Genomic DNA, 12,576 nt, shown 5'->3' with positions numbered 1-12,576 from the left:
TCAATTTCGGCGCGGAACACAAGGGCGCGCACCGCTCCTATTTCGCAAGGACCCGCAAGTACAGGTCGCCCGTAAAAGGACCGAGCTTGCGGCCCAATCCCTTGAGACGAACCGGGCGGCCCACCACAAAATCCGGGGGCAGGGTGACCTCCACGGTGCGGCTTTCGCCGAACCGCGAACTGACCGTCAGGCGCAGCACCTTGCCCGGGCCCACGGCAAAGGCGGGATAGAAGACGGTCTGCTCGTCGTCCAACTGCCCTCTGAGCCAGGATTTGACTCCGCCCACGATGCCCTTGCTCAGATCCAGGCCGAGGGTCTTGTCGCCCCAGGTGAGTTCGAGCTTGCGGCGCTTGGTTTGCGGTTGCGCCTGGGGCGTCGGCGTTGGCCGCCAGACAGGCGGCGGCGTCTGGGCTTGGGGCCTGGCGGCTTCTGGGCGCCCCTGCTTGAGCTGGCTGTAGATGTCCTCGAACACCTGCCGGGCAAAGGGGTCTGTCAGCAGGTCGCGCAGGACTTCTTCTTCTCGGAATTGGAAGACGCGTCCGGTCGCCCGCCCTGAGGACGCGCTTGCGGATCTGGCCTGGGACGAGCCTTTGGCGTAGGCCTTTTCGGCGCGGGCCTTGCGCACTTTTTCTGCCGTTCCGGCCGACGCTTCAGGCCCCGGCTTGGGCCTGCCCCGCGCCTCCCGTCTTGGTTCGTCCTTCAGTGCGTGGGAAAGCAGGACGTAGGCCTCGTTCAGTTCCCGGAATTGTTCGGCGGCCTTGGGGAAGGGGTTCAAGTCTGGATGGAGCTTGAAGGCCAGCCTCCGGAAGGCCGCTTTGACCTCGTCAAGGGTCGCTCCAGGCGACACTTGCAGGATGCGTTGGCAGTCCCGTACGTCCATCAGCCCTCTTCGGTCGTGTCCGGGTGTGAAAGGTCAAAATCGCGGCCGATGACAAGGGCGTGTGGCACATCCGGACCGGGGGCATGGATGAGCCCGTTTTCAAGCAGATAGGACACCCCTTCTCGGACAAAGGCCGCGTGTCCCGCCTCCTTGCGCACACCGGGGCAGTCGGTCTGGATCATTTCCCAACTGGCCTCGTCCACGAGGTTGCCCCGGAAATACGGCCAGGCGCGGCAGATGTCCGGTCGGCCGGGATGCACGCCGCAGCCGGTTCCGTGGACGAAGAACACGCAGTAGCCATCTTCCCCCGTGCGCAGGCGCAGCTTGGCCCCGGCGCGCTCGGCATAGCGCTCCAGCATTTCGGCTTCGGCAAGGCCAAGGTGCGTTGCCAGGCGAGATCTGTCCTTGGCGGTGAGCACAATGCCTCCCTCGCCCTGGCAGCAATGCCCGCAGCGTTGGCAGGTGAACGCTGCATCAGCCATTGCGGCCGCCGCCCAAGAGCCGTTTGTGTTCCACCATGAGGCAGCGGTCCTCAACGACGAACACGCCAGACCCCTTGAGGATCTCCCTTGCTTCGGGACTTGCGATGCCCGTCTGCATCCAGAAGCAGCGGGGGCGGCTCGCCAGGGCCATGGTTTCTCGGGCGTGCTCCGGACAGTATTGCGGGGCGCGGAACAGGTCGATCAGATCGAGAGAACACGGGACATCGGCCAGGCTTGGGTATGCGGGCAGACCCCACACCGTGGACCGTTTGGGGTGTACCGGGATCACCTGGAATCCGGCTTCGATGAGGGCGCGTCCGACCATGTCTACGGGTTGGCCGGGCTTGTCCTTGGCGCCCACCACGGCGATGGTCTTGACCTGGCCGATCAGCGAGGCTAGCTCTTTGTCGTTGTATATCATGCCTGTCCTTGTGCCGCGCCGCATGAAACTGCGGACCGTCCGCCCGCTGCGGCGCAGGATCTTGTAGCGCAATACGCCGCAATTGCCTAGACCCGCCCTGCCGGGCACGGAGATGCACATGTTCGAAGCGCTCGCCACCATCCCTGCCGAGGAACTGACCCTGCGCCACGAGCGTTGCCGGAAGCTGTTGGACGAGTTCGTCCCGGACGCTGGCGGGCTGCTCGTTTTCGCGCGGCCTGCGATCTACTATTTGACAGGAACACTTGGGACAGGCTGCCTGTGGCTGCCCAGGGAGGGACAGCCGCTGCTCATGCTGCGCAAGGGCGAGGGCCGCGCCGCCCTCGAGGCCCCGACAATCCCGCTGGCCACATACCGTTCCTACAAGGACTTGGCCGTGCTGGCCGCAGAAGCCGGGGCGCCCTTGAGCGCGACCATCGCCGTGGACATGGGCGGATTGTCCTGGCAACTTGGCGACATGCTGCGCTCACGCCTTGGAGCGCACCGCTTCGTTTCCGGCGACCAGGTGCTGGCCGTGGCGCAGTCGCTCAAGAGCGAGTGGGAACTGCGCATTTTGCGCTCCTGCGGCGAGCGCCACCACATGGCCCTGCATGATGTCTTGCCGCAGCTTATCCGGCCCGGCATGAGCGAACGGGAGATCGCCCATACCGCCTGGGCCGTCTTTTTCGAGCTTGGTCATCAAGGGATTCTGCGCATGAGCGCTTTTGGCGAGGAGTGCTTCCTGGGCCATGTCTCCGCCGGGGATTCCGGCATCTACCCCAGCAGTTTCAACGGGCCGCTTGGCGTTCGCGGCGAGCATCCGGCCGTGCCGCTCATGGGTTATGCGGGCAAGCTTTGGAAGGCTGGCGAGCCGCTGGCCCTGGACATCGGCTTTCAGCTTGAGGGGTACCACACGGACAAGACACAGCTCTACTGGGGCGGGCATAGCTCCACCGTTCCAGCGCAGGTGCAGGCGGCGCACGATTTTTGTGTGGAGGTGCAGGCCTGGGCGGCGGAACAGCTCAAGCCCGGAGCCCGCGTGAGCGACATCTGGGCGCATTGCCTGCACTGGGCAGAAACAGCGGGCTTCGCCGAGGGGTTCATGGGGCTTGGGTCCAACAAGGTGCCCTTTCTCGGACATGGGATCGGCTTGGCCATTGACGGCTGGCCTGCCATAGCCAAAGGGTTCGACCGACCGGTGGAGAAGGGCATGGTTTTCGCTCTGGAGCCCAAGCAGGCCATAGGCGGTTTGGGCATGGTCGGGGTCGAGAACACTTACGAGGTGACGGACTCGGGCGGGGCGTGCATCACCGGGCAGGAATACGAACTGCTCTGCGTGCAGGACTAGTCGTCATCCTGCGGCGATCATCTGCATCTGCCCCGGCTGGAGCAGCCAGCGCAACGTGCCGTTGCGGCCGTCCAGCCTGGGCTGCGAGATGGCGAGCAGCGAACCGCCTTCGAGAGCGAGTGAGAGCTTCGGACCGGATGTGAGCAGATGCGAGGCGAGTGCGCCCAGCAGCGGCATTTCTCCGCAGAGCAGCACGGATTGATGGCGTTCGCATTCGCGCAGATGCTCCAGGCAGTGTTTGAGAGGCGTGTCCCCGCGCAGCGCTGCGAAGCTGGTGACGCTGGACGGAGCATAGCCCATGCCTTCGGCAATGATCGAGGCCGCCTGCATGGCGGGGTGGAATGGGCTTGCGAGGAGTGCGTCGAACCACAGCCCCATGATGCGCATGGCCCTTGCAGCGCTGATCATCTGGTCCTGCCCAACCGGCGTGAGGGGCTGGTTGGCCTTCACTTCCTGCGGGAGACAGGGGCCGTGCTGCATAAGGTACAGGTTCATGGTTGGTCTCCGGGGGTATATGGCATTTCCGAAGCAGTAGCCCATAGCGGCGCGCGCGGCAAGTCGGCAGGGGGGCATGGAATTCTCCCGCATTGGCGGCGTTGTGCATGTGGCTGTTGTGGTGTATGGATGCCAATCATGACCGCTTTGAAGACGCCATGCGCGGCTTGGGCCGCAAGCGGGAGGGCCGTTTCGTCCGTCGTCCGGTCGGTCCTGCCTGTTCTTCGACTTGGCTTGGCGTCGCTGCTGCTTGTGCTCATCGCGTGGCCCCAGGCCGTCCAGGCCGAACGGGTGCGCGTCCGCGCCGCTTCCGATGTCGGCTTGCCGCTTTCCCAGGGACGGCAGCAAGCCTTGGAACGCGGGGTGGCCGAGGCCGTGCTGGCTGACGCACTGCGGCTTCTGTCCCATGCCCCGCCTGAAAAGCGTCTGGACGCCCTGCGCGCGTACCTAACCCCCATTTCTTTTCAGTTCGTGCAAACCTATCAGGAAGTTGCACAGCCGCAGCTTGAAGCCCACGCTTCATCGGCTCCACAGCCTGCGTCCGCATCCGTTTCGGCCCCTGTGGCAGGTCCTGCTGTGGAACTTGAGCTGGATGTGGAGACCAACCGCCACGCCTTGCGACAGACCGTGCTGCGCCTGGGGTTCTTGTCCGGTGAGCGGCACCCCGGCGGCTGTACCCTGCACCGCGGCGCCGGAGTTTCCCAACAGGACGCCAATCTGATGCGGGAGCAGGACGTGCTCCTTGGGCTCGACGAGCCGCGTCAGGGCGTTCAACTGCCGGAAGTCACGGTGGAGCGTGTGCCCCAGGGGTACTACAAGGCGGTCTTGCGCCAGGGTCAGGTGATGATCGCGGCGGATTCTTCCAGCCTGCCCGCCCTGTGGCTCGACGTCTGGGGGCGGTATTTTTCCGTTGACGAGCGTCTGCACGGTCCAGGGAAGCGGCAGATGGAGATCGTCGGCTTTTCCAACGCGGACGGAGTCGTCGAGTTTCTGCATGTGCTCGCAGGGTGGGACAAAGACGTGCAGGACCCCTGTCTGAATCAACTGCAGATCGGCGCCGCCGGAGTTTCCGCAGTGTTCAGCTGCCGCGTGGCGAACCCCAAGTCATTTGGTGACCGGCTGGACGCCGCCCTGAAGGAGCGAGGCCTTTCGCTTTTGGAGCAGGCCGGGGGTTCGGAGCGGTGACCCCTCCCTTACGCGAAAACAACTGGACGATTCCGAACCTGCTCACGGTAACGCGAATCATGCTCACTCCGGGCTTTGTCATGGCCTTTGTGGACCAGCGGCTTGATCTGGCCTGGGTGCTCTTCGCCATTGCCGGGCTCACGGACGCCCTGGACGGAACCCTTGCCCGGCTGCTCAAGCAGAGGTCGACTTTCGGCGCCATACTGGACCCCCTCGCAGACAAAATCCTGCTTGTGACCAGCTTCACCTGCCTTGCCGTGCAGGACTGGATTCCGCAATGGCTGGCGATTCTCGTGGTCAGCCGCGACCTGTTCATCGTGGGCGGGCTGGCGCTGTTGCACTATTCCGGCGTGGACGTGAAGCGGGGCATCAAGCCGGTATGGATCAGCAAATGCGCCACCACCGTGCAGATATCCCTTGTGCTGCTGGTGATGGTCGAACATAGCATGATGCGTTTTCATCCCGATATACACAAATGGCTCGTTTGTGCAGTCGCGGTGCTCACGGCGTTGAGCGGGGCGTATTATCTGGTCGTCGGTCTGCGCATGTTTCCGCACAACGACAACGGTCAGGCGCGAGTGTAATGGCGCTTGGTGCTATTTGGGCTTGTTATCCCTATCTTTTTCAGCAGATTGGGGGGTCACGTCGATTTCATCCGGCTCTTTCAAGCTCCGCTTGAAGTTTTTGATGCCACGTCCCAAACCGGACCCCAGGTCCGGCAGCTTGTGGCTGCCGGTTATGATGAGCGCCACGATGACGACGATTAGAATTCCTGTAAGTCCGCCCATTTGAATCTCCTTATTGTGCATGAAGTCTACCTGCCGCCCTGGTTCAGGTCAATGCCTTGCATGGGCTGCGGCTTTACAATCCACATTGCGCCAGCGTATTCTCTCGTTCGGGGATCGCACCATGGAATGGCAGGATGCTGGGATCGCAAGTGTCTGAACACGCGAAAAATGTTCTTGTCCGTTTACCTGCCTTCGGGTGCCGTTCCTATTACCAGGGACGTTGCCTTTATGAGGAACAGCTGAACCCCGGCCTGAACCAGGACTACCGCTGCGTTGTCCAACTCGGCTGGGAGGCCGCGTATGATGATTTCTTGAACCGGGCCGACAATTTCGGGCTTGACGAGACCGAACTCATGCGGTTGTGGAGCGCGCGTTTCGAGCGCATGGTGAGTGAAGGCGTCGTTTGCCCGCAGTACGTGCCGACAACCGCGGAGGCACTGCCCGAATGCCGTCACTTGTTCGTGGATATCTGTCTGTTGCGCCTGCCCATGTGCGCGGGGCATTGCATCAACTATCGCCTGCGCGCCAAGGCGTGAACCCGCACTGGAGTACCCATGCCATTGTATTTTCCATATATGCACCCGCAATTGCTTTCTTCCCGTATGGGCACGCACTTGGCGGCCGGACTCCGCCTTTTGGATCCTGGCTTGCCCACGGTTCGCGGAGCCTTGTCTTCCATCCGGGAACGTTCTGAAGGCACTTCGCCCGATATCGAGACGGTCCGGTCCGCCTTGTCGCCGTTTGATCCACGCACGGCGCGGGCCCTGCTTGCCGATTTGCTGCGCTTCGGCGAGGAGCAGGCCAATCCCGGCGATGCCCTGGCCCAAAGCCTGGCGGGCGCTGTCGGAGCGCTTTCGCCTGAAGGCGGCATTGCCGTGCAGGCCGAGGTGGAGCGCAGTCTGCTTGGCGTTGGCGGTGTCGAGGCGGCCGATCCCGAAAGCGCCGCCTTGCGCCAGGCCCAGGTGCTGCTGCTGCTGGCCTGGAGTCTTGAGGAAAGGATGCTGGACCTGCGTAGCGTGGAGGAACGGCTGAAAAACGCCTGGAGCCGTCTGGGCCAAAGTGTCGCGGCCGGGCCTGAGGTTGTTGACGAGGACTCCGACCAGGACGCGTTGGCCCTTGGGCGTGAATTGTCCGGCCTCACGTTGCCTCAGACGGAGCATACGCCCCTGCCCTGGCGCAAGCTGTTGGAAAGTTTTGTCCTGCTTATGCCGGGCGAAGCCCTGTGCACGGACGTGGGCAGTATTGCCGACGAACTGGCCGAGGCCGGAATCCCCGAGGGGCCTCTGGAAGCCATTTCTGGCGCGCAGCGCGTATACCGTGCGCCCCTGTGGCGGTTCCTGGGGCTTGGGAATGTCCCTGCGAACAAGTCGTGGCTGGCCTCCATGGTGACCCTTGGCGTTTTGAAGCCGGGCGCCAAGGACGAGTAGGGCGCACACATGGTTGTTCTCGACCTCTCCCCTGATGTTTCCGCCTTGCGGCGTTACAAGGGCTTCATTTTCGACTGCGACGGCGTGCTCATCGATTCGCTTCGGGCCAATGTGGTGTACTACAACAAGTACCGCACGCGGTTCGGCCTGCCGCCCATGACGCCCGAAGATGAGCAGTACACGCACATCCAGAACGTGTACGATTCCCTGAGGCGCATCGTGCCAGCCGAGCATTACGAGGAGGCCTTGGCCTTCCGTTCGCAGATCGACTACCGCGACATGCTGCCGTTTCTGACACGCGAACCTGGCATCCGCCGCTTGCTGGGCTGGCTCAAGGAGTCGGACTTTCTGCTTGCGGTGGACACCAATCGTATGGACACGGTGCATCTGGTGTTCGAGGCCGTTGATCTGCGGGGCTACTTCGATCCGGTTATGACCGTGGCCAACACCGCCGCGCCAAAGCCGGACCCGGACGGGGTGCGGCAGATTCTGGAAGCCTGGGGACTTGGCCCCGCCGATGTGGCCTTTCTGGGCGACTCCAGCGTGGACGAGCACACAGCCAAGAACGCCGGGGTGGACTTCTGGTCTTTCAAGAATCCGGACCTTGACGCGGCCTTGCTTGTTCCCGACTTTCCCACCCTGCTCGACGCGCTGCGGCGGGCCTGGCCGGAGCGCGCGGCCATGCCGTAAGGACTTGATTCTTCGCCTTCGCTGTGCCACAAGGGAGGCACATGCGGGGTGCCCGGCAAATAGCGGCGCCACTGTGTTGCGGAGGGTTGATGTCGTATTTGATGATCGTTCTGGTGAAGTTCGTGCAGTTGGTGTCCATCCTGCTTACCGGCTACATGTGGGTGGTCATCGTGTCCGCGTTGCTTTCATGGGTGAACCCGGATCCGTACAATCCCATCGTGCGCTTTCTGCGCAACGCCACGGAACCGCTCTACTGGCGCATCCGGCGTTGGATGCCCTTTGTCGTGGTCGGAGGTTTCGACCTCTCCCCCATAGTCGTCATTTTTGGCGTGCAGATTGTTACGGCCCTGCTTGACCGGCTTGTGATCGACATGGCCATGAACGCGCGCATGATGGGGGCTCTCGCCTCCACGCTGTTGGGGTAGGATGTGACCATCTCCAAGATTGACCTGCTGAACCGCAAGTTCTCCAAGAAGCTCTGGGGCTATGCTCCGGAAGAGGTCGACCAGCTCATGGCCGAGGTTGCGGAGATGTTGGGCGCAGTGGCCGAGGAGCGCAAGAACCTCATCAAGAAGGTCAGGCGCATGGAGGCCAGCGTTGAGGAGTTTCGCCAGAGAGACGAAACGCTGCGCGACACCCTCATGAGCACGCAGAAGATGGTCGACGACATCAAGGGCGGAGCGCAACGCGAAGCCCAACTCATCCTGGATGAGGCCCGCGCCAAGGCCGAGGGCATGGTGCAGCAGGGCCACAACCGGCTTGCTCAACTCTATGAAGATATTGAAAATTTGAAACGGCAGCGCAGCCAGTTCGATATCCAGCTGCGCGGCCTGCTGGAAACGCATTTGCGCATCCTCGAATCCGACGATCCGGCCGAGAACAGGCTTGAGACCTTGGAATCGAAGTTGAAATATTTGCGGAAAGCGGAGTGATCTTTGACGGGAACGGCAACCCCTGAATATGTCCGCGCTGCGGGAGAGGGGGAATGGCGGGTCCAGGTCTGGGTGCAGCCGGGAGCAAAGCGCGATGAACTGGCCGGAATGCACCAGGACTGCTTGAAGATTCGCCTGAACGCGCCCGCAGTGGACAATAAGGCCAACGCCTCGCTGGTGGAGTATGTGGCGGCCCTGTTGGGGCTTAAACGAAGCCAGGTGGCGCTTGCGTCCGGACAGACGTCCCGGAAGAAGACGCTTCGAGTGCGTGCTGAGAAAGAGCCGATCTGGCCTCGGGTCCGGGCGGACCAGGCCGGCGGGCAACCTCCAACTGAAGGAGCCACACATGGAAGCACAGGATCGCGCCCTTATCGAAAAGTTTGAAACCCAGGATTCCGAACTGCGCGCCCTTTGGTTGCAGCACCAGGATTATGAAAAGATGATCGTCAAGCTAGAAGGCAAGCCTTTCCTAAGCCCCGTTGTCGAACAGGAGATCAAGGAGCTGAAGAAGAAGAAGCTTGCCGGAAAGACGAAACTGCAAGCCTTGCTGGATAAGTATCGTCAACAGGAGGCCTAGCGCTATGGAGCTCACCGGAGCTCAAATCCTGCTTGAATGTCTGAAACGTGAAGGAGTGGAGGTTGTTTTCGGGTTCCCGGGCGGAGCCGTTATCGACATCTACAACGAGTTGCCGAACGCCTCCTTCAGGCATGTCCTTGTGCGTCATGAGCAGGGGGCGATCCATGCGGCCGACGGCTACGCCCGCGCTTCGGGCAGGGTCGGCGTCTGTCTGGTCACCTCCGGCCCAGGCGCTACCAATACCGTCACAGGCATCGCCACGGCCTACATGGATTCAATCCCTGTGGTCATTCTTACCGGGCAGGTGCCCACTCCGCTCATCGGCAACGACGCCTTCCAGGAAGTGGATATCGTGGGCATCACCCGGCCCTGCACCAAGCACAACTATCTTGTGAAAAACGTGAAGGATCTGGCGCATGTCATCCGCCAGGCTTTCTATCTTGCCCGATCCGGCCGCCCCGGGCCGGTGCTGGTGGACCTGCCCAAGGATGTGATGCAGGCCCGCACCGAGTTCGCCTGGCCGGAAGATGTGCGGATGCGCAGCTACAATCCCACCTACAAGCCGCACGCCGGGCAGATTCGCAAGGTGGCGCAGCTCATCCGCGATGCCGAGCGTCCGCTGATCTACGCTGGCGGCGGCGTCATCTCCAGCAAGGCGCATGAGGCCCTTACCTGGCTGGCGAAGAATCTGCACATCCCCGTCACGGCCACCCTCATGGGGCTGGGCTGTTTTCCCGGAGACGACAAGCGCCTGTGGCTTGGAATGCTGGGAATGCACGGAACATACGCCGCGAACATGGCCGTCAACAACGCTGATTTGGTCCTTGCCGTTGGCGCCCGATTTGATGACCGCGTGACCGGAAAGGTGAGCACTTTCGCTCCCAAGGCCACCCTTGTGCATATCGACATCGACCCCACGAGCATCCAGAAAAACGTCAGCGTCCACGTACCGCTGGTCTCCGATTGTCGCCTCGCCCTGGAGGCGCTGAAGGAGGAACTGGAGCCCAGCCTCGCGGAATACGACTTCGAGGGCGGGCACATGCCCTGGATCACCAAGGTCGGCGTGTGGGCCAAGGAGCATCCGCTGACCTACAAGCCCGGCAACGGAGCCATCAAGCCCCAGTCCGTGGTGGAAAAGCTGCACGAACTCACAGGCGGGGACGCCATCATCTGCACGGAGGTCGGCCAGAATCAGATGTGGGCCGCGCAGTTCTATACCTTCAACAAGCCCAACACCTTCCTGTCCTCTGGCGGACTGGGCACCATGGGCTATGGTTTCCCGGCCGCCATCGGCGCGCAACTGGCCTGCCCTGACAAGATGGTCATCGATGTCGCCGGGGACGGCTCCATCCAGATGAACATTCAGGAATTGGCAACCAGCGTGTGCAACAGGCTGGGAGTCAAAATCGTCATTCTGAACAACGGGTTTCTTGGTATGGTGCGCCAGTGGCAGGAGCTTTTCTACGAGCGCAACTATTGTGAAACCTGCATGGAGGCCCAGCCCGACTTCGTGAAGTTGGCCGAGGCATACGGGGCGAAGGGCTTCCGCATCACCAAGCCCGAGGAGCTTGAGCCTGTCCTCAGGCTGGCGCTGGAAACTCCAGGCACGGTCATTGTCGATGTGCATGTCGAGAAGGAGGAGAACGTGTACCCCATGGTGCCCGCAGGCGCCTCACTTACCGACATGCTGCTCGTCTAGGAGATACGCCATGCGACATACGTTGTCTGTTACAGTTGAAAACGAGCCTGGCGTGCTTTCCCGCGTGGCGGGTCTGTTCAGTGGACGCGGTTTCAACATCGAGTCCTTGAACGTCGGGCCGACCCTGGACCCCGGCATGTCGGTCATGACCATCACCACCGAGGGCGATGAGCAGATCATCGAACAGATCGTCAAGCAACTCAGAAAGCTCATCACCGTCATCAAGGTTGTCGATTTGACCGAGATGAAGAGCGTGCTGCGCGAAATGGTGCTTTTGAAGGTCAACGCCACGGACGCCAACCGCGCCGAGATTCTGCGCACAGTGGACATTTTCCGCTGCAAGGTGGTGGATGTCAGCATCGACGAGATTACCATCGAGGCCACTGGCAATTACGAAAAAATCGGCGCCATCATCGGTCTGCTTACCCGCTTCGGGGTCAAGGAGATTTCCCGGTCAGGCATGGTGGCCATGAAGCGCTCTACTCAGACCATATAAGCCAACAACGCCGGGGCCACCCGACGAATGAAAAGGGAGAAGTCATGAAAGTGTATTATGATTCCGATGCTGATCTTGGGCTTTTGAAGGGCAAAACCGTGGCCATCATCGGCTATGGCAGCCAGGGCCATGCCCACGCCCAGAATCTGCGCGATTCCGGGGTGAACGTCATCGTCGGCCAGCGCCCCGGCGGCCCCAATTGGAAACTCGCCAAGGAACACGGCTTTGAGCCTGTGAGTGCCCGCGAGGCTGCCCAGAAGGCCGATCTCATCATGATTCTGGCCCAGGACCAATTGCAGAAACTCATCTACGACAACGAGGTGAAGGATTGCCTCACCGCAGGCAAGGCCCTGGCCTTCGGGCACGGCTTCAACATCCACTTCGGACAGATCAAGCCGCCTGCGGATGTGGATGTCATCATGATCGCCCCCAAGGGCCCCGGCCACATGGTGCGCCGCACCTACACCGAGGGCGGCGCCGTGCCCGCGCTTGTGGCCGTGCATCAGGACGCCACCGGCAACGCCTTGAACATCGCGTTGGCGTACGCCAAGGGCATTGGCGCAACCCGTTCCGGCGTCATTGAGACCAACTTCCGCGAAGAGACCGAAACGGACCTTTTCGGTGAGCAGGCCGTGCTGTGTGGCGGCTGCACCGCTCTTGTCCAGGCAGGCTTCGAGACCCTGGTCGAGGCTGGCTACCAGCCGGAGATGGCCTACTTCGAGTGTTTGCATGAGATGAAGCTCATCGTGGACCTGATGTACGAGGGCGGCATGGCCAAAATGCGCCATTCCATCAGCGATACCGCTGAGTACGGCGATTTTACGCGCGGTCCCCGGGTGATCACCGACGAGACCAAAAAGGAAATGAAGCGGATCCTCACCGAAATCCAGACCGGCCAGTTCGCCCGCGAGTTCATTTTGGAGAACCAGGCTGGGCAGCCGGTGCTTCATGCCAAGCGCCGCATCGCTTCCGAACACGCCATTGAGGTCGTGGGCGCAAAGCTTCGTTCCATGATGAGCTGGCTCAAGAAATAGTCTGCTGGATTGATTTGTTCCGTATGAGGGTCGCCTTTGGGCGGCCCTTCTTTTTTGGTCGACGCCGAACGTATCGCCATTTCGTCCCCTGTACTGTTTCACGCCGCGCAACAAGAATTCGAAGC

Annotated in this window: 18 protein-coding genes; 13 read left to right on the top strand and 5 right to left on the bottom strand. The window is 61.7% G+C overall.

The genetic code is table 11. The features are described from left to right. Positions 1-37: 37 nt before the first annotated feature. Genes CHB73_RS00865 through CHB73_RS00855 form a run of 3 tightly spaced genes read right to left on the bottom strand, consistent with a single transcriptional unit; the run spans position 38 to position 1,783 of the window. A complete protein-coding gene (locus CHB73_RS00865; protein ID WP_089271114.1) occupies positions 38-880 on the bottom strand; it encodes a J domain-containing protein in 843 nt (280 codons plus the stop codon). After that, entirely contained in the window at positions 880-1,362 is a 483-nt protein-coding gene (locus tag CHB73_RS00860; RefSeq protein ID WP_089271112.1) for a YkgJ family cysteine cluster protein, read from the bottom strand. Before CHB73_RS00860 ends, CHB73_RS00865 begins: the two co-directional genes overlap by 1 nt. Continuing rightward, on the bottom strand, positions 1,355-1,783 hold the full coding sequence (locus CHB73_RS00855; protein ID WP_089271109.1) for a CoA-binding protein: 429 nt from the start codon (positions 1,781-1,783) through the stop codon (positions 1,355-1,357). Before CHB73_RS00855 ends, CHB73_RS00860 begins: the two co-directional genes overlap by 8 nt. Before the next feature lie 118 nt (positions 1,784-1,901). On the opposite strand from CHB73_RS00855, the gene CHB73_RS00850 reads away from it, so the two are divergent. Further along, positions 1,902-3,128 carry a M24 family metallopeptidase gene (locus CHB73_RS00850; RefSeq protein WP_089271107.1) on the top strand — a complete coding sequence of 409 codons (1,227 nt, stop codon included), beginning with the start codon at positions 1,902-1,904 and terminating at the stop codon, positions 3,126-3,128. A 3-nt stretch (positions 3,129-3,131) separates the two neighbouring features. On the opposite strand, the gene CHB73_RS00845 is transcribed toward CHB73_RS00850, so the two are convergent. Next, entirely contained in the window at positions 3,132-3,623 is a 492-nt protein-coding gene (locus CHB73_RS00845; protein ID WP_089271105.1) for a SixA phosphatase family protein, read from the bottom strand. Between the two features lie 234 nt (positions 3,624-3,857). Between CHB73_RS00845 and CHB73_RS00840 the strand changes: the two genes are divergently transcribed. Further along, positions 3,858-4,808 carry a hypothetical protein gene (locus tag CHB73_RS00840; RefSeq protein ID WP_143337283.1) on the top strand — a complete coding sequence of 317 codons (951 nt, stop codon included), beginning with the start codon at positions 3,858-3,860 and terminating at the stop codon, positions 4,806-4,808. Continuing rightward, positions 4,805-5,392: a CDP-alcohol phosphatidyltransferase family protein gene (locus tag CHB73_RS00835; RefSeq protein WP_235641456.1), complete on the top strand. Its 588-nt coding sequence runs from the start codon at positions 4,805-4,807 to the stop codon at positions 5,390-5,392. The genes CHB73_RS00840 and CHB73_RS00835 overlap by 4 nt, the downstream gene beginning before the upstream one ends. A 12-nt stretch (positions 5,393-5,404) precedes the next feature. Here the strand turns inward: CHB73_RS00835 and CHB73_RS00830 are convergent, their stop codons facing one another. Continuing rightward, positions 5,405-5,596, bottom strand: a complete 192-nt coding sequence (locus CHB73_RS00830; RefSeq protein ID WP_089271099.1) for a twin-arginine translocase TatA/TatE family subunit — start codon at positions 5,594-5,596, stop codon at positions 5,405-5,407. Positions 5,597-5,745: 149 nt separating this feature from the next. Here CHB73_RS00830 and CHB73_RS00825 point away from each other — a divergent pair, with 149 nt between their 5' ends. From CHB73_RS00825 to ilvC, 10 genes are all read left to right on the top strand, one after another. Further along, the gene (locus tag CHB73_RS00825) at positions 5,746-6,132 is read left to right on the top strand and encodes a hypothetical protein (protein ID WP_143337282.1); all 387 of its coding nucleotides are present in this window, start codon (positions 5,746-5,748) and stop codon (positions 6,130-6,132) included. A gap of 195 nt (positions 6,133-6,327) precedes the next feature. Beyond that, positions 6,328-7,023 (top strand): hypothetical protein, encoded by a 696-nt coding sequence (locus CHB73_RS00820; RefSeq protein ID WP_143337281.1) that lies wholly within the window; start codon positions 6,328-6,330, stop codon positions 7,021-7,023. A 9-nt stretch (positions 7,024-7,032) separates the two neighbouring features. Then, positions 7,033-7,713: an HAD family hydrolase gene (locus CHB73_RS00815; protein ID WP_089271093.1), complete on the top strand. Its 681-nt coding sequence runs from the start codon at positions 7,033-7,035 to the stop codon at positions 7,711-7,713. Between the two features lie 89 nt (positions 7,714-7,802). Next, on the top strand, positions 7,803-8,138 hold the full coding sequence (locus tag CHB73_RS00810; protein ID WP_179216830.1) for a YggT family protein: 336 nt from the start codon (positions 7,803-7,805) through the stop codon (positions 8,136-8,138). Positions 8,139-8,141: 3 nt separating this feature from the next. Next, entirely contained in the window at positions 8,142-8,645 is a 504-nt protein-coding gene (locus CHB73_RS00805; RefSeq protein WP_089271091.1) for a DivIVA domain-containing protein, read from the top strand. 3 nt (positions 8,646-8,648) lie between these two features. After that, the gene (locus CHB73_RS00800) at positions 8,649-9,029 is read left to right on the top strand and encodes a DUF167 domain-containing protein (RefSeq protein ID WP_089271089.1); all 381 of its coding nucleotides are present in this window, start codon (positions 8,649-8,651) and stop codon (positions 9,027-9,029) included. Continuing rightward, complete coding sequence (locus CHB73_RS00795; protein WP_089271087.1) at positions 8,992-9,222, top strand: DUF465 domain-containing protein; 231 nt, start codon at positions 8,992-8,994, stop codon at positions 9,220-9,222. Before CHB73_RS00800 ends, CHB73_RS00795 begins: the two co-directional genes overlap by 38 nt. Positions 9,223-9,226: 4 nt before the next feature. Beyond that, a complete protein-coding gene (gene ilvB, locus CHB73_RS00790) occupies positions 9,227-10,921 on the top strand; it encodes a biosynthetic-type acetolactate synthase large subunit (RefSeq protein WP_089271085.1) in 1,695 nt (564 codons plus the stop codon). Positions 10,922-10,931: 10 nt separating this feature from the next. Next, positions 10,932-11,417, top strand: coding sequence for an acetolactate synthase small subunit (gene ilvN / locus CHB73_RS00785; RefSeq protein WP_089271083.1), 486 nt, complete (start codon positions 10,932-10,934; stop codon positions 11,415-11,417). 44 nt (positions 11,418-11,461) lie between these two features. After that, entirely contained in the window at positions 11,462-12,451 is a 990-nt protein-coding gene (gene ilvC, locus CHB73_RS00780; protein ID WP_089271081.1) for a ketol-acid reductoisomerase, read from the top strand. The last annotated feature ends 125 nt before the right edge of the window (positions 12,452-12,576 follow it).

It is taken from the genome of Humidesulfovibrio mexicanus (assembly GCF_900188225.1).
Taxonomy (GTDB): domain Bacteria; phylum Desulfobacterota; class Desulfovibrionia; order Desulfovibrionales; family Desulfovibrionaceae; genus Humidesulfovibrio; species Humidesulfovibrio mexicanus.
Note: the sequence above shows the minus strand (reverse complement) of the source record. Positions and strands in the feature narration are given on the sequence as shown.